Raw genomic sequence first — 23,643 nt, 5'->3', positions numbered from 1 at the left:
AAAAGCAGCCCGGGCAGGCGTTACATTTTAACGCCACCCGCACTGCTCTTTGGTATCCTGTCCAAGCTATGTCTACAGCTTCAGCCTATACATCGCCTTGTTCTCCAGTCCCCGGATGACCGGTGTCCATTCTTCCGTCTCCGGCGTGGAATCCAGCGCATCTTCAACCATCTGCATTTTGGCGTCCAGGGTATCGATATGATGAAGGGCGACCGCTTCAGGGGTCTGAGGCATCACCGGGCTGCCCCACTCCGGAAGATTATGATGGGATAAAATCAAATGCTGCAGACCCAGCACCTTATCGGAACGCAGGTCGAGCCCAAGCTCGATCCCCGCCTCCGTAATCCAGCTTGCCGCCATGTTGATGTGGCCGAGCAGCTTGCCCCGCACGCTGTAGTCGGACACAATCCCCAGCTCCGCAATCATTTCCTCCGGTTTGGCAATATCATGCAAAATGATTCCGGCGCGCAGCAGGTCCGCATTCAGGAACGGGCGCTGTTTGCACAAAAACTCCCCGATTTCCAGCATACGCACCATATGATAAGCAAGACCTGCGTAGTAGGCATGATGATGCGTTTTGGCGGCGGGATAATGCATCAGCTTCTCTCCAACCTTCGCAATACAGAAGTCGACAATCGCGCGGATATCCGGATCGGAGATGGAGGCTGCGGCCTGCTTGATCGTATGCACAAGATCCACCGGACGGATGGGAGCGCTGCGGATGTAGTCGGTCAATGAAACGCCGTCACTGTCGTTTACCGGGCGGATTTTGATAATCTTGATCTGAAGTTTCTCCCGGTACAGATGGGCCAGCCCCCGGACCTTAACCAGCCCCATCGGAAAAAAAGTCTCCTTATCGGCCGTAGTTACATCCCAATACTTGGCGGGCAGCTGCCCGCTGGAGTCGCCGAGGACAATATCAAAATAGTCTTTGGGCGGATTCCCGTTTGTCTGCTTTACATTCAGCTCCCGGATCAAATAAAACCCGGTGAACTCGTCTTGGGGTCCCAACTGATTAATTAACGTCATGTATGTACCTCCTATGAAACCCTCTTCAGCCCCAGCACATTCCGGCGAAGAGTTCCTTTCATTATAGCAAAATAACCCCACTTCCGTGAGGTTATCCCAAAGTTTTGATAGAGAACCGCAGTTCTTGACCGGTAACGCTGACCTGCAGCACCGGATCTGCCGCATACGCTGTCATATAGGACGGTCAAAAGCAACCGTCCGGTTTTTGCCGCTCCGTTTGGCTTCGTACAGCATGGAATCGGCTGATGTAAAAAACTCCGCTTTGCCTAATCCTTTGCGGTATTGCGCCAGTCCGATACTGACCGTAACCCCCGCCCCGTCCATTTCGGAATGGCGGATGCCGGCAATCTCTTTGCGGATGGTTTCCGCAAGGCCAAACGCCCCCGAATAGTTAGACCCGGTAATCAGCACCGCAAATTCCTCGCCTCCATAGCGGAACGCAATCGAATCGGGCGACAGCCCCTGCTTGATCGCTTCGGCAGACCTTTTTAATACAGCGTCCCCGGTGTCGTGGCCGTACGTATCGTTAATGTGTTTGAAATTGTCGATGTCGATTATCGCCAAATGCAGCGACATCCCTGCTGTTTCGGACTGGGTAATCAGCGTGTCCAGATAATCATGAAATGTTTTGTGGTTGTACAAGCCGGTAAGCGCATCAACCTTTGTCATCTGTTCCAGCAGCACCCGGTTGACGAGCATTTCGCGTTCGGACTCCAGCGTCTGCTTTAAGGTATCCATCAGCTCTGTCATCCGCTTCAGCAGACCGCTCAGGCAGATGAACACCCCCGACATAATGAACAGCAGCACCCACAAGGCGTTCCCGTCCAGATCGCTGCGCAGATCGGGGACCAGCGCGAGCAGCATAAGAAGCACAATGGAGTTTAGCAGGAGTGCAAAATGGAGTTTTCCCCGGTCATAGTAATACAGCGAAATAATCATCGGCAGCAGCAGCGTATATTCAATGCCGGGCAGTGACGGATTGGCTATAATCAGCACCGACGAAATGAGGGCACCGGTAAATATCAGCAGATAAGGGGACGCACGGCCGATCACTGCAAAAAACTCGTTCACACCCATGACTGCAAAATGCAGCGAGGATGGCAGCAGCATTTTGTACAAAACAAAATCGCTAAGTCCCCAGCCTCCGTCCGCCAGCATGACCAACCAGCTGACCATTTCGGCGGCGATCGCCAGCACAATCACCGTCCAGTAAGCGTTTAATATTTTGCGCTGAATCAAAGGCCTGGCAATCATCCGGCCACCGCCTTTCCGGTATCTTTTGACATAATACTAGGTCTTTAGAGGCAAAAAAAGATCTTATACCACTATCTTCGGCATAATTCGACTTTTTTTGCAGTTTTGTCGCTGGAAACTATTGGAGGGGTACCCCATTCTTTCGCCTGCCCGGCAAATAATGAAAAAAGGACCCTTCAGGTGCATGCACCCAAAAGGTCCGTGACGGCCGAAGCCGCAGTTTATTGTTTACTATTTGCCCGCCATGGTTGAATCCGGCGTCAAATTCGCTTTGCAGTTAGTACCATATAGATGCAAGACACAGAGTCTAAAGATGCGGCCTCCGGTCCAATTATGCCAACGTTACGCGCTAAGCAGATTATATTTTGCAGTGAGTTCCTCGAACCACTGTTTATCCTGCAGCGTAAGGGCCAAATCGATCAGTTCGGCGATATCGCCCCGGTCCAGCTCCGGCGTGTCGTTAAACTGTACTTCCGCGGTAGCGGTCGCCGTACGGTCTCCGCCTTCGGACATATCAAAAGAGAACAGCAGCTTGATGTCACTCTCCATAAATTCACTGCGGAGGAAGTAGAGCACCTCGCACATCAATACGGGTCTGACCTGATTCTCGAACACGCAATCCATGACCTTCGCCCAGTAATGCTGATTGCTGAGATGCAGTTTATCATCGGTTAAGAGATAGCTCTCATTTTTAAAGTCGCTGACAAACTTCAGCTCCAGCGGTTCCATTTTGAAAATGGAAGCAATTTGTTTCTTGGCAATATTCATGATGTCTTGAGTCTCTAATCTGAGCATCTCTCATGCACCCCATCTCTCGAAGTTGGACTTGGATTCCTGGCGTTAGCAGCAGCAGGTTTAAACTATTGTACAACTATTATCGTCCGGGTGCAGCAATTTTTTAATAAAATTAAAATAAAAATTGCATTTTTTCGTTTCAATTCTAGTTTGATAGGGTAATATACTGTCCTTTTCGTCGAAAAATGGCATAAAAAGAACACGCCCGCCATATATTGGCGGACGTGCTCCAAGTCATTTACCGGCCTCTTCGTCATCTCCATTCTTCGTCTCAGCCGGGCAAACAGCACCGGATCACACAAACAGCGGAACCAGCTCGATTCCGTTTTCAGGCGTGATCCGGACCAGACCCTTATCGGAAATCCGCAGCGTCGGAATGACGACAAGCGCAAGCAGCGACAGAGTCATAAAAGCGTAATTCAGCGTGCAGCCCGCCCCCTCCAGCGCGCGGCTGATTCCGGCTGACTGCTCCGCCGCCCGTTCAAACGGCTCGGCAGACATCAGGCCGCCGATCGGCAGCGGGAACAGCGTTTCAGAACCGGAGGTGACGACGGCCACACCGCCCTGCGAATCCGCAACGGCATTCGCCGCTTTGGCCATACACTCGGGATCACTGCCGATCACGAGCAGATTGTGGCTGTCGTGAGCCACGGTCATGGCGATCGCCGCCGGACGGTCAAAGCCGATGCCGTCCACCACGCCAAGCGAGCGGTTGCCTGTGCCCTTGTGGCGCTCCAGCACGGCAATCGTGCAGAGCCCTCCGCCGACCTCAAGCTTGCCGTCCTTAACCGGAAGGCGGACGATCACTTCTTCGGTTTCGACATGGTTTTCTCTAACCCGGATGGCGCGCACCTGCGCCTCGCCTGCTGCGCCAGCCGACACGGGTGCATCAATCCGGAAATCGCAGGCTGACGGACGGACCGGCAGGTTCACCGAAGCTAAAACGTCAGCGGGATACGAGTAAGGCGGCAGACTAGCAGTCATTTTACCTTGCTCGGCTACCACTTGTCCTGCCGCGATCGTCATCGCCACCCGCACATCGGCAAGATTTCCGTCCAGCAAAATAATATCCGCATAATTGCCCGGCGTTACCGAACCGATATCGCGTGCAACGCCGAACCGCTCCGCTGTATTGATTGTCGCCATTTGGAAGGCGGTCACCGGCTTTACGCCCTGTGCAATCGCATGGCGCACCACGAAGTCCATATGTCCTTCGTCCCGGAGCGATTCCGAGCTGCGGTCGTCGGTCACCAGCATCATCCGCCGGGTATCGATGCCGCGTTCCGTATGGGCCGCAATGGTCCGCGCCACATCATGCCAGGCGGAGCCGCGGCGCATTTTTGCGTACATGCCCAGCCGTACCCGCTCGATCACGTCTTCGGCCGTCACGCATTCGTGGTCGCCGGTTACGCCCGCCGCCGCGTAAACCGGCAGCCGCCAGTCCCCGGCAGGCCACGTAAAGTGGCCGTCCACCTTGCGGCCGGCCCGCAAAGTCGCCTCGATTTCGCCCATCATTTTATCGTCACCGTACACGACGCCCGGGAAATTCATCACTTCACCGAGAGCAATCATATCTTCTCCCCACGTATAGGTTTCGGCAACCTCCTCCGGCCCGATGGACGCGCCAGTCGTCTCAAACTCCGGACCTGCCGCCGGCACACAGGAAGCGGCCTGCATATATCCGGCCAGCGGCGTTCCCCGAAGTTCGTCCAGCATCAGCCGGATACCGCGGAGCCCAAACACATTCGCCATTTCATGCGCATCAAAAAATCCGCCGGTTGTTCCAAGCGGCAGCACCGCCCGGGCGAATTCGGTCACGGTCAGCTGGGTGCTCTCAATATGGCAGTGGCCGTCAAGCAGGCCTGGAGCGATGTATTGGCCGGACGCGTCGATGACACGGGTTTCGGCCCCGATCATATGCGAGACATCCCTGCCCACATAAGCAATCCGGCTCCCTTGGATGCCAACCGACATTCCCGGCAAAATCTCGCCGGAGCAGACATTAACCAGTTTGCCGCCGGTGATCACCAGGCTGGCCGGCTTGTCGCCGCGCGCGGCAGCCGCAAGCTCGCGGACACAGTCCGCCAAAGGCTGTCTCGTAAATTTCATCTCTCCACACTCCCTATCTATTTTTCTAAGGTCATTATGCCTGACATCCCGCAGTCTGCCTCGTGTATTCTGGCTCTTGATACAAAAGAAACGGCCTTCCCTTCGTTTATGGGAAAGTCCGTTTGTCCGTTTATCTCGGCTGTGCACAAGAAGTGCGGGGGCGGCACGTTAATATTCCTTCCATCATACCTCCATCCCGCCCGTGAATCCAGTGAAAATTGGGGCGCGTATCTGCCCCGGCTTGGAGGATAAGCGGCTCCAGCCATCCGCATACTATTTCTGACAAAAGGAGGGGAACGGCCCTGAAAGCGGCTTACAGAGATTACCTGCAGTTGGCCTTATCGATGGTTAGAACCGGCATCCTGGGATACGGCGGCGGTCCTTCCGTCATCCCGCTGATCCGGCACGATGCGGTGAAGCGGTACGGATGGCTGAGCGACGACGAATTCGGCGATACGCTGGCTGTCGCAAATGCGCTGCCCGGGCCCATCGCCACCAAAATGGCAGCCTATCTCGGCTACAAGCGCAGAGGAATCACGGGAGCAGCGGTGGCCGTGCTGGCGCATATTTTCCCTAGCTCGCTAGCTATGATCGCGCTGCTGTCTGCTGTCAACGTGCTGAGCGGCTCCCGTATGGTAGCGGCAATGATTGCGGCGGTAACGCCGGTTATTGCGGTCATGCTCGGAGTAATGGCCTACGAATTTGCTCAGAGAGGCGCTAACGGGCTGGGCTGGACGGCAGCAGCCGCCGCGGCCCTGACAGCGCTGCTTCTCCTGGAGGGACTCCACATCCATCCCGCCATCGTAATTTTGCTGTTCCTTGCGTACGGAGCCTTCCATTACCGTCTCATCTCCAAACTACGAAAAAACACTCCGCCTGGAGGCATGGACGATGGAATGGATTAAGCTGATCTACGGCTTTTTTATGGCTAATCTGCTTGGCTACGGAGGCGGTCCGTCCTCGATCCCCCTCATGTACGCAGAAATTGTGCCGCATTACGGCTGGCTTACCGACCGCGAATTCTCCAACATGCTTGCCCTGGCGAACGCCCTGCCCGGGCCGATTGCGACCAAAATCGCAGCTTACGTCGGTTATGGCACAGCCGGCTGGGCCGGCATGCTGGCAGCGCTGGCCGCTACCATCCTTCCTTCTGCAGCCGCGCTGGTCCTCCTGCTCCGCGTATTGGACAGGCACCGCAAGTCGCAGGCGGTAAAAGGAATGACCCTGCTCGTCCAGCCCGTTATCGCGGTTATGATGGCGGCGCTGACCTGGCGTATGGCAGCGGATCCGGCCGCTTCGATTGGACTGTGGCAGACGTTTGGCATTGCGGCGGTGTCCTTTTGGGCGATGCAGCTCCGGCATATCCATCCCGCCGCCGTAATCCTTGCGGCGTTTGCCTACGGCGCGCTTGTGCTTCACTAACGGCTAACGGCTTAAGGATTCTTAACATTTTCATTTCCGTCGGTATATGACAACCTTACTGGTCCATATAAATCTGCTAACAAGCCATTTCACAGATGGTCTGGTCAAGCATACCGAATGGAGGGGTAATGTTGTCCGATCCTTTTGTCGTGCGGTCTTTGGACGAAATTCGTTTCTGGTCGCGTATTATGAAAGAGCATTCCTTTTTTTTGCGCCTGGGCTTCCGGTGTGAGGATACCCAGTTGATTGAAGAAGCTGACCGGTTCCACGCCCTGTTTGAGGATATTGAGCGCAGAGCACATGCCTTTCAGGTGAACACCGATCCCCAGACGATCCGGCAGTTTAATTCAGAAGTCCACAGCGCGGCTTCGCATATTTGGGCGTTTAAACGAAAAGTGCTCGGTTTGATTCTGCGATGCAAGCTGCCCGGCGGCAACAACTTCCCTCTGCTGGTCGATCACGTCAGCCGGGAAGCCAATTACTTCCGCAACCGTCTGGAGGAGCTAAACAGCGGCAAGCTGGAACCTTTGGCTGATGCGATTATCGACGAAAATGTTTTTTTCCTTAAAATCATGGCCGATCACGCCAAATTTATTGGTCATCTGCTTGATCCGTCGGAACGCAAGCTTGTCCAGATGGCCAGGGAATTCAGTCAGGATTTTGATACACTGATGTTTCAGGCTATCGATCTCAGCTCCATGCGTCCGGAATCGCAGACCCATCCCCTGCTGAGTCAATTTGTGGACGAAAACCGGGTTTCCGTCAAATCTTTGCGCGACTTCAAAAAGACGGCTCGGGACTTGATTGAAGAATGCCGGATCAAAAGCATCATTCATCCGCTGCTTGCGGATCACGTGTTCCGTGAAGCCGAGCGTTTCCTGTTTATCCTCGACATGTTCGACCGGTCCTTGTCCGGAATGAAAGTAAACAAACGGGAAATCCTGCAGTAAATGCGGCCTGTTTAACACTTGCCAAATGCCGGAAGATTGAATACAATAACAGTAACTATACGAAAAAGAGGAGGTGTACAGGATGGATCGCAACGTGACCAACAGTGTTATTAGCCGGCTGCCTATTGCCATGGCCGGCATTGTTCATGCATATCGCAACAACGGGAGAAGTCTGTCCATTTGCATGAACTCAATAACACGATCACAAAGCGAAATGCCCATCCTGTCTTCCTTCTAACGGACGTTTTATGAAGAAGACCGCGGGAATCATTTCCTGCGGTCTTTTTTGTATGCTTCTAGCGCGGTAACTCACCGCTGGGAAAAGAAGCTGCCCGGCAGCGCCGGATGAGGCCCTTTCGCTATACAAAGGAGAATCCTCATGATTATTCAATGTCAAAATATCCAAAAATACCACGGCGCACAGCTTGTGCTAAGCGATATTACTTTTGAAATCCGCGAAGGCGAAAAGGTCGGACTTATCGGCCGAAACGGCTGCGGCAAAACTACCCTCTTTAAGCTGCTCACGGGCGAAGAACGGCCAGACGCCGGCCAGCTGTCCATCCGCAGAGGCGCTGTGCTGGGAGCGCTGGCTCAGATTCAGGAAGCGGACGGGGCCGGAACCGTTTATGCGGCCCTGCAGCGCAGCTTCGCCGAACCGCTGGAGTGGCAGCGCCGGCTGCGGGAGTTGGAAGCCGAGATGGCCGCGCTTGGCTCCGGTCAAGAGGGAAGCCGCCTGGAGGCGCTGCTCCGGGAGTACGGCAGCCTGCAGGAACGCTTCGAGCGGGCCGGCGGGTACGAGATGGAAGCGAATATCGACCGGGTCGCTTCGGGCCTCGGCTTTGGCCCGGACACTTACGGCCGGCCATTTGCTTCCCTCTCCGGCGGGGAGAAAACCAAAATTGGCCTCGCCGTTTTGCTGCTGCGCCGTCCGGACGTGCTGCTGCTGGACGAACCGACAAACCATCTGGATATGGATGCAATCGAGTGGCTGGAGCAATTTTTGAAGGAATATGCGGGAACCGTTATAGTGATTTCCCATGACCGCTTTTTCCTTGACGCTGTGGTCCGTAAAGTGATCGAGATTGAGGATGGCGAAGCCTTCACCTACCACACCGATTACACCGGGTACCAGAAGGAAAAGGAAACCCGGCTGCTGCAGCAATTTGCGGATTACCAGGAGCAGCAGAAAAAAATCAAAAAAATGAAAGAAGCAATCAAACAGCTGATCGAATGGGGCAACCGCTCCAACCCGCCAAATCCCGGCTTTCACCGCCGGGCCGCATCCATGCAGAAGGCGCTTGACCGGATGGTCAAGATTAAACGTCCCATACTGGAGCGCAAGTCCATGGATCTGCAGCTGACCCAGCAGGACCGGTCGGGCAAGCGGACGGTCATTCTGGACGACGTCAGCAAGTCGTTTGGGGCCCGGCGGCTGTTCTCCGGCGTCAATGAAGAGCTGCATTACGGGGAGTTTGCGGCCCTAATCGGCGGTAACGGCGCTGGAAAAAGCACCCTGCTGCGCATGATCCTCGGCCTGGAGCAGCCGGATGCAGGCCGCTGTCAGCTAGGGGCCAGAGTTGAAACTGGCTACCTTGCCCAGGAAGCCGTGCCGGAGGACGACAAGCTGAGTGTGCTGCGCTACTTCTGTCTTGAAGCGGCGATGGAGGAAGGCGAGGCACGCGGACGGCTTGCGCGGTTTCTTTTTTATGGCGCCGACGTGTTCAAGGCGGTCGGCAGCCTGTCCGGCGGAGAATGGACCCGGCTGCGTTTTGCCGTACTGATGCACCGTCAGCCGAACCTGCTCATTCTCGACGAGCCGACAAACCATCTGGACATCGACTCCCGCGAAGCGCTGGAAGAGGCGCTGGAGGAATATCCGGGCACCGTACTGGCGGTTTCGCATGACCGTTACTTTATTAACCGCCTGTTCGGCAAGCTGTGGACCATCGAGCAAGGCGAGTTCACCGTGTATCGCGGCGGCTATGCTTATTACCGGGAAAAGCGGGCGGAGAAGCTTGCGGCGGCCGGTGCCGCGGCGGGAGGCTCCGATGCTAGGAGCGGAAGTCCTCGTGCAGCGGGGTCCGGTGCGGGAGGCGGACGTTCCGCTAGTACGGGCAGCGCTGATGCGGAAGGCGGACGTTCCGCTAGCATGAGCAGCGCCGATGCGAGGGGCGAACGTAACGCTAGTACGGACAGCGCCGATGCGAGGGGCGAACGTTCCGCTAATAAGGGGAGTGCCGATTCGAGAGGCGAACGTAACGCTGCTGCTGGAGGCGACGGGCCGTCAGGCGGAGAAGGCTCCGCAGGCGCCGGGAACAGCAGGGCGGTGCCAGGCAGTGCCCGCGTAAAGGCCGGCGGCAGCGCTACGGGCAGCTCCGCCAGCGGCTCCGCAGGCGCCGGTGCGGCTCTGGCGGCCGGCTCTACTGCGGCGGCCGGCTCTTCCTCCGCGGCTGCCGCTGCTGAATCGGCTGCTCATTCCGCAGCCGCCGCTAGCGGTTCCGCTGCCTCCCCCGCAGCCGCAGGGGGCACCGCTGCCTCCGCCTCCGGAGCCGGAGGTGCCAAATCCCGCGCTCCACGTAGAGGGGGAGCACGCCGGTCCGCCTCCTATTGGGAGGAGCAGATCGCCGCAGCCGAGGCGCGGATCGCCGGGCTGGATGCCGCGATGGAGGCTCCGGATATCGGCTGCGACGCCGGGCGTCTGGCTGAGCTGCACGAGGAGCGCGAAACCGTCCAGGCGGAGCTGGACGAAGCGTATGCAGCATGGCTGGCGCTTGCGGAGGACACCGCTGCGGAATAAGGTTTTCCGCACCGCACCGCATGCTCTGAACGGCCCAGCCCCAGGCTGGCGCCCGCCCCTTGCAAGGCTTGAAGCACAATAAAGCCGTCTTCGCCCGTTAACCGGGTAAAGACGGCTTTTATTTTTAAATAATGCAAAGTGCTATGAGGTTGTTATCACGAGCTGCCAGCCGTTAGCCGGCTTATTTACTTATTTAACAGAAACTTGCTTAGCCGACGTTCATTTAGCGGCCCATAAACCATCCGAATATAGAAATCCACAGCGGGACGCTGATCAGTACACCCCAGACCAAACCGGCCGCAATGTTTCCCTCTCTGGGGCGCGGCGCGCTTTCCTGCTGCTTAAGCGGAAGTCTCAACTCTTCTTGTTCCATGCGATCCCCTCCTAATGTACAATATCGTCAGGTTAGAGGAAAAATTGTAGACCGCCAGACCCAAATATGGTTGGTTTTTCTGTCCTGCCCGTCTGTCCGCCAAATATGGCTTTGCCAAAATGTTATCGCGATTTCCTCTTTTTCATCATAGCACCGAAGAAGCATCCAGCGCTACTCTGGCAGCCGTTAAGACCTAGATTTGCCTTCTTTTTCCTGCCTTATACAAAATAACCCGTTTAGCGCTCAGGCTAAACGGGTCTAATCGGCATGCGTCCCGGGTCAGGCGGGCCTGCTGACGGAACTACTCCACAGCTCCTCCCTTTCGGACAACAGGCAACTGCAGTTCGGTCAACCAGTCCTGCTCATCGCTGCGGTTCCATTTTCCGACAATATACGATTCTCTCGGCGGGCCGGCCACGGCATAACTATTTTCCTCAATCCACTTAAAAAGGTGACCCTATGCTTCGCGGATCGTTGAATACGGCCCTCTGTGGAACACCTGTTGTATTTTTAAAAGCGTTAGTCCACCCGGGTTTCTGTCTGCGGATGACGCAAATAATCGAACATCATCCGGATTTGCGCTTCTGTATTGCGCTCCTCCGACAGCTCCGGCAGCTCGTCCTCCGCAAAAAACTCCACGGCTGACGTCTCCAGGCCTTCCAGCGCCTGACCGCCGGTAATCCGGCACAAAATGAACATTTTGTAAACATGGTACGGCTCCGGCGGATGCTGGTGGAATTTTTTGTCGAGTACGGCAAGCAGACGTTCTGCTTCCACCTCGAATCCCGATTCCTCGCGGATTTCCTTCACCGCCACTTCTTTCGGCGACAGGCCGATGTCGGCCCAGCCGCCGGGGAGCGCCCATTTCCCGTCGATTTTTTCACGTACCAGCAGGACCTTGCCGTCCCGGAACACGACGCCCCGGATATCGACCTTCGGCGTGCAGTACCCGCTGTCGCTTGCAAACGCGAGCCGGATTTTGTCTGCGCTGTCTTCCGTATAGTGGGCGAGGATTTCTACACTCAGCTCCCGCAGTCTTTCATAACGCTCTTTATCGTATACGTCTTTTACGTAAGCCAGCCCGCTTTGCGCGGTCGCTTGAATTTCTTTTGCCCAGCTAAGCCATTTCGGTTCCATGGTTTTCCCCTCCGGAGTCAGGTATGGTTTCTTTGAGTTAAACTCTTCCCCTCTTGCTGATTTTTCCAGTTTATCACGCGTGCCAAAGGGAAGCCAAGGATACTTGTACGCATCCGTTCCTCAAATTGGTAACAAGCAGGCGAATTGTTTATAATGAAATGTTGAGAAGGCCGGGCACGTCCTGGCGACTACGGTCTCACACGCCGCCTCCGCCTTGACCTTCGCCAAATTACCCAGGAGGTACATACCATGTCTTACGCTACTTATTTTCAGTCCCGCCGGGACGAGCAGTTGAACGAACTCAAACAGTGGTTGTCCATCCCCAGCATCTCCGCTTTGTCCGAGCACAAACAGGATGTGCTGAACGCCGCGCAGTGGCTTGCGGACACGCTTCAGCGGGCTGGACTCGAACATATCGAAATTCTTCCGACCGAAGGCCATCCTGTCGTCTACGCCGACTATCTGCACGCTCCGGGCAAACCAACCGTGCTTGTATACGGCCATTACGACGTGCAGCCCGTTGATCCGCTTCACCTGTGGACGACGCCGCCGTTTGAGCCCGAAATTCGGGGCGACAAGCTGTACGCGCGCGGCGCTACAGACGATAAAGGCCAGGTGTTCATCCACATTAAAGCGATTGAAGCGATTTTGAAGCAGGAAGGCACGCTGCCGGTTAACATCAAGCTGTGCATTGAAGGCGAAGAAGAAATCGGCAGCAAACATCTGCCGCCTTTCCTGGAGCAGCACAAAGCGAAGCTGGCCGCCGATGCCGTACTCGTCTCCGACACGGCACTGCTGGAGCGGGGCCGTCCGGCAATCTGCACCGGTCTGCGCGGTCTTTGCTCCCTTGAAGTTACCGTCTCCACTGCTTCGACAGATCTGCATTCCGGCTCCTTTGGCGGCGGCGTACCGAACGCGCTGCATGCCATCGTCTCGCTGCTGGCGTCACTGCACGATGATAAAGGCCGCGTGACGGTGGAAGGCTTTTACGACGGCGTGCCGGAGCTGTCCGGTCTGATGCGCGAGGAGTTCGCCAAGCTCGGCATCGACGAAGACAAGCTCCGCCAAGGACTAGGGCTTAGCGCTCTGTACGGCGAAGAAGGTTTTACCTTCCCCGAACGTGTAGGCGCCCGTCCGACGCTTGAGTTGAATGGTGTTTACGGCGGCTTTCAGGGCGAAGGCAGCAAGACCGTCATCCCGAAAGAAGCGCACGCCAAAATCACCTGCCGCCTCGTAGGCGACCAGGACCCGCAGCATGTGCTTGACGCAATTGAACGCCATCTGCATCAGCATGTTCAGCCCGGTGCCCGGGTGGAAGTCGTTCAGATGGAAAAGGCCAATGCCTTCAACATCGACCCGTCTCATCCCATGCTGCAGCTGGCGGCAGACGCTTTTGGCAAGGTGTACGGCACACGCGCTGTTTTCACCAAAGACGGCGGTTCCATTCCGATCATGGAAACCTTCTCCCGCATCTTTGGCGCTCCGGTTGTCCTCATGGGCTTCGGACTGGACGACGAAAACCTGCATGCGCCGGATGAGCACTTTAACCTGGAGAACTTCGACAAGGGGCTGCTGACCGTCGTCGAGTTCTTGACTTCATTGAAATAGACGGCTAAATATTGGCCGGTGGCCAGCTTAAACGAGGGTGCTGCAGCTTACTGCCATACACCCTCAAGTGGCTTGGCTGAACGCACGGCCTACCGCTGCAGGTCCACGGCTTGCTTAGTAGCGCTGGGCTGGCCAGCCTTGCTGGCGTCCCGTGCTCCGGCACCACCTAGAGCAGATCCCATACCCGTATCTTGGTGTGGGATCTTTTTTGTGGATAAAATTGGCGGCTTATTCGTAATCCACAAGAATTAACAATCGGGTGACGCTGAATTAACACCGGCTTAACCTCCCCCCTTCATACTGGTGTACAAACATCCAATAAAAAGGCAATGGAGGAACGCTATAATGTCGAAAAAGCTCAGCCTCAAGATCCCGAAGGTGCTTGCATTGGCCGCCGCCATCATGACCGTGTCCGTAAGCGGCAGCGGAGCGTTTGCCGAAGTAGCCGCTCCGCAAGGAACGGAAGCCTCATCCATCAAAAATGTCATCCTGCTCATTCCCGACGGCATGCCGAGTGACGCCACTGCACTGGCCCGCTGGTACAAAGGCGGCTCGCTTGCGCTGGATCCGCTGGCCAGCGGCTTGGTCCGCACGCATTCGGCGGACGCCCCGATTGCGGATTCCGCTCCGGCCGGTACGGCCTTCGCCACGGGACATAAATCGCATACCGGATATGTTGGCGTTTTGCCCGACAAAGCCACCATGCCCGGCCAAAAAGCAATCGCAGCTGCCGACCGCAAAAAACCGGTAGCTTCCGTCCTCGAAGCCGCACAGCTTGAAGGAAAAGCAACCGGCATAATTTCCACCTCGGAGTTCATGCATGCAACACCGGCAGACTTTTCCGCCCATTACCCTGACCGTAAAAATTACGACGCGCTCAGCAAGCAGCAGGTGTTCAACGAAATGGACGTCGTGCTTGGCGGCGGAAGCAAATACCTGGTTCCTTCCGGCAGGGAAGACGGGGACAACCTGCTTGCCTCCATTAAAGCGCTCGGCTATGACTATGTGACGACCCCCGCCGCAATGAAAGCCTCGACCTCGAACAAACTGTGGGGCATGTTCGCTCCGTCGGCCATGGCTTATGACATGGACCGCGATCCGGCTAAGGAGCCAAGTCTCTCCGAGATGACAGCCAAAGCGATTGAAGTGCTGTCGAAGGATAAGGATGGTTTTTTCCTGATGGTCGAGGGAAGTAAGGTAGACTGGGCAGCTCATGCGAACGATCCAATCGGCATTATCAGCGATGTGCTGGCCTTCGATCAAGCGGTCGACACGGCGCTGAAGTTCGCCAAAAGCAACAAGGAAACCGTCGTCATTTCCGTAACGGACCATGGTAACGGCGGCCTGACCATCGGCAATACCTCCACTACGGGAAGCTACGATAAAGAACCGCTGTCAACGTTCATCACACCTCTGAAACGGGCGAAGCTGACCGGGGAAGGCATCGAGTCGAAGCTGAACACCAACCGCAGCAATGTAAAAGAAGTGATGAGCCAATACTTCGGCATTACCGACCTGACGGATGAGGAAGTCAAAACCATCCGCGAAGCGGAGCCGGGAAGCATGAACTATGCGGTAGGTCCGATAATCAGCAAACGGGCCGGTATCGGCTGGACAACTGGCGGACACACAGGCGGCGATGTGGTGCTCTACACGTATGCGCCTAACGGGGACCGGCCGACAGGCGTGATCGACAACACCGATGTGGCCAAGTATACGGCACGGGTGTTGGGACTTGATTTGAATGCGGCGACCAACCGGCTGTTTGTTCCCGCCGAGCAGGCTTTTAAAGCCAAAGGCGCTTCCTACACGCTGGATGTGAAAAACGCCAAAGATCCCAAAATTGTCGTCACCAAAGGGAACACCAAGCTGGTACTGAATATTTACAAAAACACCGCAGTTCTGAACGGTGCGAAAAAGACACTCAACGGCGTCGTAGTCTATAACGGCGAACGCGCATTTGTTCCGCAGTCGGCCGTTGACCTTCTTCCTTAATCTCCGTTTACCAGGAGATGCATAAATAAAGGGCGGTTATCAAGCCATAATGAAAATGGCTGGGGAACCGTCTTTATTTATTGGAAGCAAAATACCTTGTGCAACTTTACTTTTTTGGAATCGTATGTAAGGGTATAGTAACGACATTCGGGGGGTGGCGTTTTGGACACTAAGAAGGACAAACGATCTTCCAAGCAGCAAAACGGACTGGCACTAGGGATAAGCTTTGGCATAATCTTCTGGCTGATTTTTGATAATCTGGCTTTGGGTATTGCTTTAGGGGTTGCATTTGGCGTAGCATTCTCGCAAGTCGACCGGTCTGGTCATTCATCCAAAAAGCCGCCGTCTGAGTAGGCTCTGCTCCCTAAAGGGTCCTTTTCGGCGTAACCAACCTCAACTCACAACTCACGGAGATGCATGTAGAATCTGAAGTGCGGAGCAACCCTTATCTTTTAAGAGGAAGTGAAAGAACCATGGGCATTATGCTGCTTTTGATGTCGATTGTGGTCTTTGCATTTGGCATAAACTCAATCCGAAAACCGGGATCCGGCTGGCGCAGCAGCGTAGGCTGGAAAGTAAAAGGCGACTCAGAGCCCAGCTCCGCCTACCTCGAGGCCGTTAAATTCTCCGGCTGGATCATGCTCTTGTTTGGCGCTATCTTGTTCATCGCAGGGATTCTAAATTGTATATTTTTCTGGTAAAGCAGGAAGCCTTCAAGATTCCCATCAAGCAGTAGGGTCATGACTGATACTAGCTGTCTTGTGAATACGCCTGTACTAACTTGTCCGTTTATATATAAGCGCATATCCTTCGTTCATTGATCCGATTTCTATAAAGTCTCCACTCTCAAGGGGCGTTTGGGGCGTTTGGGGTGTTTGGGGTGTTTGGGGCATTTAAGGCATGTGGAACTTTTAGGCAATCTCCACGTATGAGTACACAACACATCAGGTAGACGCACATGCACCAAAAATTTTAATGAAAAGGAGCGTTTAACCATGAAGTGGCTTACATTAAGTCTGGTTGCATTGTCTACTTTGTGTATCGTAGCCGTAATAGGGTTATCTGTATTGACACTAACTGTAGGAATTATCGGAGGACTTGTCGCTTCTTTTTCGGTCGCCGCCTATTTACAAACGGTGAGACGAGATTATCCGGTTCAATATTACGAAAACGAGCGAGTGAAGTACCAATCCAGCTTTTCCGCATGGTAATAAAAGTCCCGCTTGTGGCGGCCGTCATTATCGGCATAAATAACGAACTGCTCACCCCATCCAACCGCTGCTCAAAAGCAAGTTAACCTGAAACCTTGGCTCTGAAAGGGGCTGAGGCGTAGGGATGAAGTATAAGGGGTCGTCTTTCTTCTCTCGATCATAACCAAGGAGCGATGAACCATGAATATGAAGGAAAAAACCACTACATGGATCACCTATATCACTTTGTTAATCAGCATTGCCAACCTGATTATCCTAGTGATTAAGTGGTAACCCTCGCCTGAAGCCCCTAACTTACCTGCCCTTCCCCCCAAAAAAAAGGCAAAGAAAAAAACCTTGGGCCACAAGGGTTTGCGTTGATTGTGTAGTTGGAGCGGGTGATGGGAATCGAACCCACGCTATCAGCTTGGAAGGCTGGTGCGGGGCCTGAACTCAGTTTGTCCAAAACGGAAAAAGCCTTGATAAATAAGGGTTTTCGTATTTATCCTTAGACCTGATTAGCCCAGGCATGACATCCTAGTTTGTTCTTTTTGCCCCAGTTTTGCCCCAATAATCATACCTTTCAAAGGAAGGACCTGTGAAACGTATTATCTAACCGTGCGGTCGGGAGCTGGTCGTCATCGAACCCGCCACTTTCGGATGGAGTTATACAGCATATGAAAACGCCTCGCTTACCTATGATGGTAGCGGGGCGTTCCTTATGTACATACTCTAAGCATCTCTTTAATCCAGATCCATTCATAGTCGTCTTCGCCGGTCTCCAGCTTGATCCGCTGCAGCTGCTGATCCACAACCTGCACCACCCCGGCATACTCCCTGTCCTCAAATGGATCAAACGTCCTGATCGTGACGCAGCATCCCTCCTGAAACGACTCCCCAAGCGCCCGTAAGATCAGTTCCCATTCTTGTTCATCCACTTCTGGTTTGCCGCGTCTTTCCTGTTCTCGCTGATCGTCCTGGACGCGGCGCCGATGCTCCGGCAGTATAAAGCTGCTTTGCCGCAGACCGCCTTCAAGTTTCTTCATGATGTCCGCCTCCCTAATAGCTGGTCCAATAATCTATATTGCTGCCGCTGTTATCCCACGGGGACGGCGGCCGCCGGCGGCGCAAACGCTCTACGGCCGGATCGGGCCGGGGCCAGCCCTCCAGGATAATGGCTGACTCAACCGGGCGGCCCGGTGTCCACTCAATGTAATGATCGGCCGCCAGCTCCCGCAGCCCTTCGTAGATTTTGCCCGGCGCCCTACCACTCAGACGCTCCAATTCATGCAGTTGCGGCATGCGGCGGTAGTGTCCCGAAAAATGAGTCAGGATCATCAGCAGCTTGCGCGGTGTATCATTCAGCATTACGGATCACCTGGAGTGATCGGGCTGATCTTACCTTGCGTTTGATGTACCCCTTTTTATCAAGTTGGTCAATGAGGCCCTTGGCCGTAGAGCTTGAGGATAATCCCAGCTCCGTCATAACCTCTCGGACTGTCGGGGAGTACCCTTTATGCCGGTATAATTTAATGATTGCGTGTAGCGCCTGGCGCTATCTTGGGGTCAGTGGATTCATGCTGTCACGCCCTTCCGACGGGCAGGCTGCCATGCAAGTATATTCCCGGCTTTAAAAGCCCTCGGCTGCCGCGTTTGCAAATCAGTCGCCTGAATCAGTCCGTCCCGGACAGACCGCACGTCGATGTTTCGCTGCGACAATTTTCCCGCATTGTCCATATAAACGATCTCGATGACTTTACCAGCTTCCATTTTCATTGCAGATCGCCTCCTAATAGGAACGTTTGTTTGTATTATAACCGAACGTACGTTCCTGAATCAATGTAAAAAAAACGTCACTTCCGACGTTCGAAAGTGACGTTTACTTGATAACGAGTTTAAGGATATTAAACAAAATGGTAGATGCTGCAGTTGCTACTGTAATTGAAATACCGACCATCCATAATACCATTTTAATAGTTTCTTTGCTAATTTCGGATTGAACGAATGTCTCTGTTGCTAGGCCCAAGTTCTTGCTTTTATCACCAATGATATTCTTAATTGAGTCTTCTGATGGAACCTTCTCCATAGACTTTTGGATCGTATCCTTGATCTCATAGGTCTGATCCTTAATCTCGCTTCTCAGTTGGTGCCCAAGCTCTCTCAAATCCTCCTTCGAGACCTTGTTCGACAAGTCCGATTCAACTTGCGCTAGTCTTTTCAGAATTTCATCCATTCCACCACCCCCTCCACCACTATGAGAAAATTCCGATGCGACAGCAGACTCTGTTGCAGCCGTTCCGAAATGATGATTGTTGGTTCGTTGCCCGCTGTCCTTGGTCGTTTTAAACTCGTCCATTGAAACGATAGTAGAATTGACCTTGACAGGTTTGAACCGTTTGAGTGAATTACTCGCCATCGCTCTCTACTCCGATACTAAAAAATGACTCCCCTAACATCGATCCATTCTTTAAAAGTCGGAGGGAGTATAATCCTGATGATTCAATCCAAACTCTCTCATCCCGTGAACTTGTAAGACCAACTTCCGTTGCGACTAACTTATCTTTCCGTTTTCCATCTTCAGTATAATTCCCCTCTCCCTCGAAGTACATTTCTTTAATATCTACTTCAAGAAGTACCTCATCTTCGGGAGTTAGCATCTGAATTACGAGTGTTTCTAAATCATCGTTAGAGATAGTGAATCCAGAACAAATGCAAAATGAAAATTCTCCCGGAATCTTCATTTCTTTTCTAACAATCGGATCAATTAACAAAGTTCGTTCTTCCGCCGTTCTAGCCATGTCCTCTGCCAAGAACAAATATGCCATGCTATTATCTTTGTTCATTTTTTATATAATCCACCAATCCCAAGAGAATAAGACCTGCTCGGCTTCATTGTACAACATATAATCGCATTTGGCGATATCTTCCATGTTGCAATAAAAAAGCCCCTGCACATGGCAGAGACTTTAATCGCCGATACTTTCGGATTTGCAAATATCATAACGCGCATACGGGCACGGTAAAGTGACTTTTATCCCTCTCGCCCATCACGCTGCAATTTTTCTTCAATCGCGGTCACTACAAAATCATTAAGACTCATTCCAGCGGCGGCGGCGGCGGCTTCGTAAACAGCCTTTCTCCCCTTCGGTACATAAGGATACAACCGATCATAATTGGCGGCATTGTATTTATTCTTAGCGCGTGTTGCCGCTGTTCCTGTCTTCTCGCTCATAATGATCACCTCCGTATATCCAGAATACCATTAAAAATATACTAGCGCAAGTATAAAAAACACTTGCAAATATACTCACGCTAGTATATAATAGAGATATAAGGAGGTGATAATAATGAAGCCAAGAAAAGAAAGACGACTAGAGCAGCGGCAAGAAACAATCAAGATGGTGACTGCAATCATCGCCTTGATTAACCAACTGCTCACCTTCATTCTCCTGCTAGCCAAGTAGGAAAACCCGAAACCTCGGCCCCGAAAGGGGCCAAGGCGTAGGGGATGAAATACAAAGGGTCGTCTTTCTCTTCTATAATACCACAAGGAGCGATGAACTATGAATATGAAGGAAAAAACCACCATGTGGATCACTTATGTCACCTTGTTAATCAGCATCGCTAACACGATTATCCTGGTGATTAAGTGGTAATCCCCGCCTGACGATGGCCGGATGGGAACCGGCCGAAACCGCCCGCCGTGATGGCGCTGCGGTCGCGGGAACTCTTATACGATATAACTTTTCAGCCACCAACAATTAATGCCCAAGCGTCGCCGGTAGAAATATCGGTTGCTTTGCCGTTAGCGTCTAAATATATTGATATCATGAGGATATACTTATATTCTTCAGCCGGGTACTCTTCAATCAATTTTTCATCCAAGTATTTCTTATTTTTCAGATCATAAGAAACAGATAAAACTTCGCTTCCAGAAGATTCGCGTTCGCTTACGTTATCTTCGCCAAAGATTTTCATGATATCATCTTTTGTCATTCCAATCTTTGCACCTACTACGGATTTATACGAGCCTCCAGCCTCTTGTCTCAGTGAGAAGAGAACTGCGTTGTCATCGCGATACTTTACATCTATCCCAGAAGGGTATTTCGATGAATGTTCCTCTTCGGGTTGTCCCAGAATACTCTCCACCTCTTCACGACTCATCCCATACTTCACGACCTGGTTTTCGTCATCAACTTTGACTATTGCCAGATCATCCACCGATATCCCGTCTTTCGCACCAGACCCGCAACCGACCAACACCACCAATAGCAATACTATCAAGCTCTTAAATCGCATTCAGCACCTCAAATAATTTTTCCCTAAATTTTACCACGCTACTGTATTTATAGAAATAAAAAAAGCCAACCAGCCGAAGCCAGTGGACAAAATCTCAAACGTTTGGGAATTTACTTTCTATTCGTATATCCTTTCCCCGTTTTTGCCCCCCCCTTTTTTTTGCAATACCATTCAATTCAGTATTTTTAAAACGCATAAAAAATACGCATAGCATTATTGACATGCATAAATCACGCGCGTGATAATTGTATCAGAAGAAGGGGAAATAATGGGTAAGCAACGGACAGTCAGGCAAGTACTAAAAGCCTTAAAAGAAGCCGGGTTTGTAAAATCACCGAATCACGGTAACCGAACAAGCCATGAACGGTGGATTCACAAAAATGATCCTACCCGATATGCTGATATAAGCAATCACGGCTCAGGCGATGTACTTGCTAAAGGCACTCTGAAAAGCATAGAACGGACTTCCTGGGTTGAATTTTAACCCCGGGGCTCCTCCCTATCCCCTCCCACAAAAGAGAAGGTAAGCCGATTAATAAATGAAAACCAAGGAGGTTAGGTAAACTTGAAGATCCGGTATATATATCCCGTTGTCGTTGAGCGAGCCGAAAGTAATTTAAGCATGTACTTCCCGGACTTCTCCGGTACAGCAGTTACGGCCATTGAGCTAACAGAAGGATTGTCACGTGCGAAGGAATTACTTGCATTTAGAGCGTTGGAGTTAGAAGAAGCAGGCCAGCAGCTCCCCCGGCCGTCCGAGCCTGACGAAATTGAATTAGAGGACCCTTCCGACCGAATTGTCTTTGTGGAGGTATATATGCCTCCTTTTCGTGATGTGGCGGAAAATAAAGCAGTGACGAAGAATTGCACACTTCCGAAATGGCTGCGAGACGCGGCCGATGAAGCTGGGCTGAACTTTTCTCAAATCCTTCAGAGCGGCCTGAAAGACGCGCTCGGGATGGACAGAAGACAGTAACCCGCCTGATGATGGCCGGATGGGAACCGGCCGAAACCGCCCGCCGTGATGGCGCTGCGGTCGCGGAAACCCACTACGAGTCGACCCGGCTGGGCTGGCCTTTATATTGAATGTCCTGAAAACATAAATCAACGGTGTTACTTCCCTTGCATCGCCATCTGACGATCCAAGAGCATAATTGTATACGCATAACCGTCTTCGTCGAACATGGCTGAAATCATATATATTTTCTGGTTTTCTTCTAATGTGTCCGGGTAAGAGGATCCGTCCAAAAACTTCTTGTTAACGGAATCATATGCGTAATCTAAATTGCTCTCATTATCACCTAAGTGTTGACTTCCGTAGATTTCTTTAATTTCATCCTTCAGCATCCCAATCTTCAAACCATTACTTGTTTGATAAGAATCGGCCGTTTCTTCTCCTATAGAGATCCCTACTACTTTTTCATTTCGGTACATAATCATGACATCAGAATTATACTTAAAATAATTCTTGAGGTTCTTTACTTTCTCTCCCTTTCCCAAAACCTTTTCTGCTTCAGCCCGACTCATCCCATACTTCACGACCTGGCTTTCGTCATCAACTTTGACTATTGCCAGATCATCAGCCGATATCCCGTCTTTCGAACCAGATCCGCAACCAACCAGCAACACGAAAAGCAATACTATCAAGCTCTTAAATCGCATTCAGCACCTCGTATAATTTTTCCCTAAATTTTACCACGGCACTGAACTTATAGAAATAAAAAAAGCCCACCAGCCGAAGCCAGTGGGCATAATCCCAAACACTCAATATAACTAATAAAGTACACTATACTATCAATAAACAGTAACCGTATTAATTCTATGATTCTACATTTTTTTCAAATATAGAAGTATAATCCCCTAGGACTATCCACATATATACATTTATATAATACAATGGTACAATTTTATTGGGGATTAAATACAATAATAGGAGGAAAAAAATTGAAAAAGATACTTGAACTCGGTGTTGTCACCGCAATGTTCTTAGCTTCAACCCCAATATCTTACGCAGACGCAATTACAGTAAAAGATCCTGCCCAGGCATCATCTATTAGTGTAAGTAATGATATCAGTGTAAGTAATGAGGCTAAAGCTCAGGACGACCCTATTATCACCCCATTGGATGTAAAACTTATTTCACCTTTTCATTACTCGTCTGTAAATGCGTATGAAAACACCTTTTATATGGACCCGAGAAACGGATTGACCGCTAATCTATGGTTACAAAATACCGGTTCAGGAACTATTTATATGAAGGTATACACTGATGATGTATATCAATTTGAAGTTTCGTTTGCTCCCGGTGAACAAAAGACGACTGAATTTTACGGTACCAAGGGTCATAACCGTAAAATCTACGTATACAACAGTACTGGAATAGTGAATGACTTCAATATTTCTGCCAGACAATTTTAAAAAAGCAGTCCCCTCGTTCATTCTTTAACGAGGGGACTGCTTTTTTTGAAAGTTTACTCTTTATCCGCATATCCCTTGCCGGCTTCCGGGTTGCTCACAATCCCTAAGACCACCAGTATACCCAAGACTGCATTCACCGCCGCTGTAACCTCGTCATATTTCTCCGGGGCAAGTTGGAAACCGAAGATTGCCCCGATTGTCTGCACGGCCAGCAGCACCGCTGCCGTCAGGGATACCCACAAGCCGTAATTTTTCCACTTTTTCATA

General features: G+C 52.1%; 28 protein-coding genes. 12 read left to right on the top strand and 16 right to left on the bottom strand.

Going from position 1 to position 23,643, the window contains the following annotated elements; all coding sequences use genetic code 11:
* Nucleotides 1-72: 72 nt before the first annotated feature.
* The 4 genes from ACE6ED_RS13585 to ACE6ED_RS13570 all read right to left on the bottom strand — a co-directional run bounded on the left by ACE6ED_RS13585 (nt 73) and on the right by ACE6ED_RS13570 (nt 5,187).
* Nucleotides 73-1,029 (bottom strand): 3'-5' exoribonuclease YhaM family protein, encoded by a 957-nt coding sequence (locus ACE6ED_RS13585; protein ID WP_410827705.1) that lies wholly within the window; start codon nt 1,027-1,029, stop codon nt 73-75.
* Nucleotides 1,030-1,200: 171 nt separating this feature from the next.
* Nucleotides 1,201-2,283: a GGDEF domain-containing protein gene (locus ACE6ED_RS13580; protein WP_410827704.1), complete on the bottom strand. Its 1,083-nt coding sequence runs from the start codon at nt 2,281-2,283 to the stop codon at nt 1,201-1,203.
* A 342-nt stretch (nt 2,284-2,625) separates the two neighbouring features.
* On the bottom strand, nt 2,626-3,078 hold the full coding sequence (locus ACE6ED_RS13575; RefSeq protein WP_410827703.1) for an IDEAL domain-containing protein: 453 nt from the start codon (nt 3,076-3,078) through the stop codon (nt 2,626-2,628).
* Nucleotides 3,079-3,372: 294 nt separating this feature from the next.
* The gene (locus tag ACE6ED_RS13570) at nt 3,373-5,187 is read right to left on the bottom strand and encodes an adenine deaminase (protein WP_410827702.1); all 1,815 of its coding nucleotides are present in this window, start codon (nt 5,185-5,187) and stop codon (nt 3,373-3,375) included.
* Between the two features lie 302 nt (nt 5,188-5,489).
* Here ACE6ED_RS13570 and ACE6ED_RS13565 point away from each other — a divergent pair, with 302 nt between their 5' ends.
* The 4 genes from ACE6ED_RS13565 (at nt 5,490) to abc-f (ending at nt 10,356) form a co-directional block, all read left to right on the top strand.
* Complete coding sequence (locus ACE6ED_RS13565) at nt 5,490-6,092, top strand: chromate transporter (protein WP_410827714.1); 603 nt, start codon at nt 5,490-5,492, stop codon at nt 6,090-6,092.
* Nucleotides 6,079-6,609: a chromate transporter gene (locus tag ACE6ED_RS13560; protein WP_410827701.1), complete on the top strand. Its 531-nt coding sequence runs from the start codon at nt 6,079-6,081 to the stop codon at nt 6,607-6,609. The genes ACE6ED_RS13565 and ACE6ED_RS13560 overlap by 14 nt, the downstream gene beginning before the upstream one ends.
* A 128-nt stretch (nt 6,610-6,737) precedes the next feature.
* The gene (locus tag ACE6ED_RS13555; protein WP_410827700.1) at nt 6,738-7,559 is read left to right on the top strand and encodes a DUF2935 domain-containing protein; all 822 of its coding nucleotides are present in this window, start codon (nt 6,738-6,740) and stop codon (nt 7,557-7,559) included.
* A 379-nt stretch (nt 7,560-7,938) separates the two neighbouring features.
* Nucleotides 7,939-10,356, top strand: a complete 2,418-nt coding sequence (gene abc-f / locus ACE6ED_RS13550) for a ribosomal protection-like ABC-F family protein (protein ID WP_410827699.1) — start codon at nt 7,939-7,941, stop codon at nt 10,354-10,356.
* Nucleotides 10,357-10,579: 223 nt separating this feature from the next.
* Here abc-f and ACE6ED_RS13545 read toward each other — a convergent pair whose 3' ends face one another.
* Nucleotides 10,580-10,729 (bottom strand): hypothetical protein, encoded by a 150-nt coding sequence (locus tag ACE6ED_RS13545; RefSeq protein WP_410827698.1) that lies wholly within the window; start codon nt 10,727-10,729, stop codon nt 10,580-10,582.
* A 519-nt stretch (nt 10,730-11,248) separates the two neighbouring features.
* On the bottom strand, nt 11,249-11,866 hold the full coding sequence (locus ACE6ED_RS13540) for an NUDIX hydrolase (RefSeq protein ID WP_410827697.1): 618 nt from the start codon (nt 11,864-11,866) through the stop codon (nt 11,249-11,251).
* Between the two features lie 249 nt (nt 11,867-12,115).
* Here ACE6ED_RS13540 and ACE6ED_RS13535 point away from each other — a divergent pair, with 249 nt between their 5' ends.
* From ACE6ED_RS13535 to ACE6ED_RS13515, 5 genes are all read left to right on the top strand, one after another.
* Entirely contained in the window at nt 12,116-13,474 is a 1,359-nt protein-coding gene (locus tag ACE6ED_RS13535; protein ID WP_410827696.1) for a dipeptidase, read from the top strand.
* 345 nt (nt 13,475-13,819) lie between these two features.
* Nucleotides 13,820-15,469 (top strand): alkaline phosphatase, encoded by a 1,650-nt coding sequence (locus tag ACE6ED_RS13530; protein ID WP_410827695.1) that lies wholly within the window; start codon nt 13,820-13,822, stop codon nt 15,467-15,469.
* Nucleotides 15,470-15,631: 162 nt separating this feature from the next.
* A complete protein-coding gene (locus ACE6ED_RS13525) occupies nt 15,632-15,823 on the top strand; it encodes a hypothetical protein (protein WP_410827694.1) in 192 nt (63 codons plus the stop codon).
* A gap of 119 nt (nt 15,824-15,942) precedes the next feature.
* On the top strand, nt 15,943-16,170 hold the full coding sequence (locus ACE6ED_RS13520; RefSeq protein WP_410827693.1) for a DUF6199 family natural product biosynthesis protein: 228 nt from the start codon (nt 15,943-15,945) through the stop codon (nt 16,168-16,170).
* A 294-nt stretch (nt 16,171-16,464) separates the two neighbouring features.
* Nucleotides 16,465-16,680, top strand: a complete 216-nt coding sequence (locus ACE6ED_RS13515) for a hypothetical protein (protein ID WP_410827692.1) — start codon at nt 16,465-16,467, stop codon at nt 16,678-16,680.
* Nucleotides 16,681-17,378: 698 nt separating this feature from the next.
* Here the strand turns inward: ACE6ED_RS13515 and ACE6ED_RS13510 are convergent.
* From ACE6ED_RS13510 to ACE6ED_RS13475, 8 genes are all read right to left on the bottom strand, one after another.
* On the bottom strand, nt 17,379-17,705 hold the full coding sequence (locus ACE6ED_RS13510; protein WP_410827691.1) for a YolD-like family protein: 327 nt from the start codon (nt 17,703-17,705) through the stop codon (nt 17,379-17,381).
* A 13-nt stretch (nt 17,706-17,718) separates the two neighbouring features.
* Nucleotides 17,719-18,027 (bottom strand): hypothetical protein, encoded by a 309-nt coding sequence (locus ACE6ED_RS13505; RefSeq protein WP_410827690.1) that lies wholly within the window; start codon nt 18,025-18,027, stop codon nt 17,719-17,721.
* Complete coding sequence (locus ACE6ED_RS13500) at nt 18,017-18,193, bottom strand: LexA family protein (RefSeq protein ID WP_410827713.1); 177 nt, start codon at nt 18,191-18,193, stop codon at nt 18,017-18,019. Before ACE6ED_RS13500 ends, ACE6ED_RS13505 begins: the two co-directional genes overlap by 11 nt.
* Nucleotides 18,194-18,234: 41 nt before the next feature.
* Complete coding sequence (locus tag ACE6ED_RS13495; protein ID WP_410827689.1) at nt 18,235-18,435, bottom strand: hypothetical protein; 201 nt, start codon at nt 18,433-18,435, stop codon at nt 18,235-18,237.
* Nucleotides 18,436-18,538: 103 nt separating this feature from the next.
* Entirely contained in the window at nt 18,539-19,075 is a 537-nt protein-coding gene (locus ACE6ED_RS13490; protein ID WP_410827688.1) for a hypothetical protein, read from the bottom strand.
* On the bottom strand, nt 19,065-19,502 hold the full coding sequence (locus ACE6ED_RS13485; protein WP_410827687.1) for a hypothetical protein: 438 nt from the start codon (nt 19,500-19,502) through the stop codon (nt 19,065-19,067). The genes ACE6ED_RS13490 and ACE6ED_RS13485 overlap by 11 nt, the downstream gene beginning before the upstream one ends.
* Before the next feature lie 188 nt (nt 19,503-19,690).
* Complete coding sequence (locus tag ACE6ED_RS13480) at nt 19,691-19,891, bottom strand: transcriptional regulator (protein ID WP_410827686.1); 201 nt, start codon at nt 19,889-19,891, stop codon at nt 19,691-19,693.
* A 515-nt stretch (nt 19,892-20,406) separates the two neighbouring features.
* Nucleotides 20,407-20,958, bottom strand: coding sequence for a hypothetical protein (locus tag ACE6ED_RS13475; RefSeq protein WP_410827685.1), 552 nt, complete (start codon nt 20,956-20,958; stop codon nt 20,407-20,409).
* Between the two features lie 268 nt (nt 20,959-21,226).
* Between ACE6ED_RS13475 and ACE6ED_RS13470 the strand changes: the two genes are divergently transcribed.
* Both ACE6ED_RS13470 and ACE6ED_RS13465 read left to right on the top strand, forming a co-directional pair.
* The gene (locus ACE6ED_RS13470) at nt 21,227-21,442 is read left to right on the top strand and encodes a type II toxin-antitoxin system HicA family toxin (RefSeq protein WP_410827684.1); all 216 of its coding nucleotides are present in this window, start codon (nt 21,227-21,229) and stop codon (nt 21,440-21,442) included.
* A gap of 81 nt (nt 21,443-21,523) precedes the next feature.
* The gene (locus ACE6ED_RS13465) at nt 21,524-21,934 is read left to right on the top strand and encodes a type II toxin-antitoxin system HicB family antitoxin (RefSeq protein WP_410827683.1); all 411 of its coding nucleotides are present in this window, start codon (nt 21,524-21,526) and stop codon (nt 21,932-21,934) included.
* A gap of 137 nt (nt 21,935-22,071) precedes the next feature.
* Here the strand turns inward: ACE6ED_RS13465 and ACE6ED_RS13460 are convergent, their stop codons facing one another.
* Entirely contained in the window at nt 22,072-22,620 is a 549-nt protein-coding gene (locus tag ACE6ED_RS13460) for a hypothetical protein (protein WP_410827682.1), read from the bottom strand.
* A 282-nt stretch (nt 22,621-22,902) separates the two neighbouring features.
* Between ACE6ED_RS13460 and ACE6ED_RS13455 the strand changes: the two genes are divergently transcribed.
* Complete coding sequence (locus ACE6ED_RS13455) at nt 22,903-23,376, top strand: hypothetical protein (protein ID WP_410827681.1); 474 nt, start codon at nt 22,903-22,905, stop codon at nt 23,374-23,376.
* 53 nt (nt 23,377-23,429) lie between these two features.
* Here the strand turns inward: ACE6ED_RS13455 and ACE6ED_RS13450 are convergent, their stop codons facing one another.
* Nucleotides 23,430-23,642: a phage holin gene (locus tag ACE6ED_RS13450; protein WP_410827680.1), complete on the bottom strand. Its 213-nt coding sequence runs from the start codon at nt 23,640-23,642 to the stop codon at nt 23,430-23,432.
* Nucleotide 23,643: the final 1 nt, after the last annotated feature.

This window comes from Paenibacillus nanchangensis, from assembly GCF_046543445.1.
Classification (GTDB): Bacteria; Bacillota; Bacilli; order Paenibacillales; family Paenibacillaceae; genus Paenibacillus_AQ; species Paenibacillus_AQ nanchangensis.
This window is presented reverse-complemented; position numbering and strand designations above follow the sequence as displayed.

What these genes read in the sequence shown, in the direction of transcription:
- ACE6ED_RS13560 (WP_410827701.1), top strand. Translation starts at nt 6,079, where the DNA reads ATGGAATGGATTAAGCTGATCTACGGCTTTTTTATGGCTAATCTGCTT.
- ACE6ED_RS13545 (WP_410827698.1), bottom strand. Translation starts at nt 10,729, where the DNA reads ATGGAACAAGAAGAGTTGAGACTTCCGCTTAAGCAGCAGGAAAGCGCG.
- ACE6ED_RS13470 (WP_410827684.1), top strand. Translation starts at nt 21,227, where the DNA reads ATGGGTAAGCAACGGACAGTCAGGCAAGTACTAAAAGCCTTAAAAGAA.
- ACE6ED_RS13490 (WP_410827688.1), bottom strand. Translation starts at nt 19,075, where the DNA reads ATGGCGAGTAATTCACTCAAACGGTTCAAACCTGTCAAGGTCAATTCT.
- ACE6ED_RS13475 (WP_410827685.1), bottom strand. Translation starts at nt 20,958, where the DNA reads ATGCGATTTAAGAGCTTGATAGTATTGCTATTGGTGGTGTTGGTCGGT.
- ACE6ED_RS13505 (WP_410827690.1), bottom strand. Translation starts at nt 18,027, where the DNA reads ATGCTGAATGATACACCGCGCAAGCTGCTGATGATCCTGACTCATTTT.
- ACE6ED_RS13450 (WP_410827680.1), bottom strand. Translation starts at nt 23,642, where the DNA reads ATGAAAAAGTGGAAAAATTACGGCTTGTGGGTATCCCTGACGGCAGCG.
- ACE6ED_RS13485 (WP_410827687.1), bottom strand. Translation starts at nt 19,502, where the DNA reads ATGAACAAAGATAATAGCATGGCATATTTGTTCTTGGCAGAGGACATG.
- ACE6ED_RS13515 (WP_410827692.1), top strand. Translation starts at nt 16,465, where the DNA reads ATGAAGTGGCTTACATTAAGTCTGGTTGCATTGTCTACTTTGTGTATC.
- ACE6ED_RS13495 (WP_410827689.1), bottom strand. Translation starts at nt 18,435, where the DNA reads ATGAAAATGGAAGCTGGTAAAGTCATCGAGATCGTTTATATGGACAAT.
- abc-f (WP_410827699.1), top strand. Translation starts at nt 7,939, where the DNA reads ATGATTATTCAATGTCAAAATATCCAAAAATACCACGGCGCACAGCTT.
- ACE6ED_RS13510 (WP_410827691.1), bottom strand. Translation starts at nt 17,705, where the DNA reads ATGAAGAAACTTGAAGGCGGTCTGCGGCAAAGCAGCTTTATACTGCCG.
- ACE6ED_RS13480 (WP_410827686.1), bottom strand. Translation starts at nt 19,891, where the DNA reads ATGAGCGAGAAGACAGGAACAGCGGCAACACGCGCTAAGAATAAATAC.
- ACE6ED_RS13535 (WP_410827696.1), top strand. Translation starts at nt 12,116, where the DNA reads ATGTCTTACGCTACTTATTTTCAGTCCCGCCGGGACGAGCAGTTGAAC.
- ACE6ED_RS13540 (WP_410827697.1), bottom strand. Translation starts at nt 11,866, where the DNA reads ATGGAACCGAAATGGCTTAGCTGGGCAAAAGAAATTCAAGCGACCGCG.
- ACE6ED_RS13570 (WP_410827702.1), bottom strand. Translation starts at nt 5,187, where the DNA reads ATGAAATTTACGAGACAGCCTTTGGCGGACTGTGTCCGCGAGCTTGCG.
- ACE6ED_RS13520 (WP_410827693.1), top strand. Translation starts at nt 15,943, where the DNA reads ATGGGCATTATGCTGCTTTTGATGTCGATTGTGGTCTTTGCATTTGGC.
- ACE6ED_RS13585 (WP_410827705.1), bottom strand. Translation starts at nt 1,029, where the DNA reads ATGACGTTAATTAATCAGTTGGGACCCCAAGACGAGTTCACCGGGTTT.
- ACE6ED_RS13555 (WP_410827700.1), top strand. Translation starts at nt 6,738, where the DNA reads ATGTTGTCCGATCCTTTTGTCGTGCGGTCTTTGGACGAAATTCGTTTC.
- ACE6ED_RS13580 (WP_410827704.1), bottom strand. Translation starts at nt 2,283, where the DNA reads ATGATTGCCAGGCCTTTGATTCAGCGCAAAATATTAAACGCTTACTGG.
- ACE6ED_RS13530 (WP_410827695.1), top strand. Translation starts at nt 13,820, where the DNA reads ATGTCGAAAAAGCTCAGCCTCAAGATCCCGAAGGTGCTTGCATTGGCC.
- ACE6ED_RS13460 (WP_410827682.1), bottom strand. Translation starts at nt 22,620, where the DNA reads ATGCGATTTAAGAGCTTGATAGTATTGCTTTTCGTGTTGCTGGTTGGT.
- ACE6ED_RS13575 (WP_410827703.1), bottom strand. Translation starts at nt 3,078, where the DNA reads ATGCTCAGATTAGAGACTCAAGACATCATGAATATTGCCAAGAAACAA.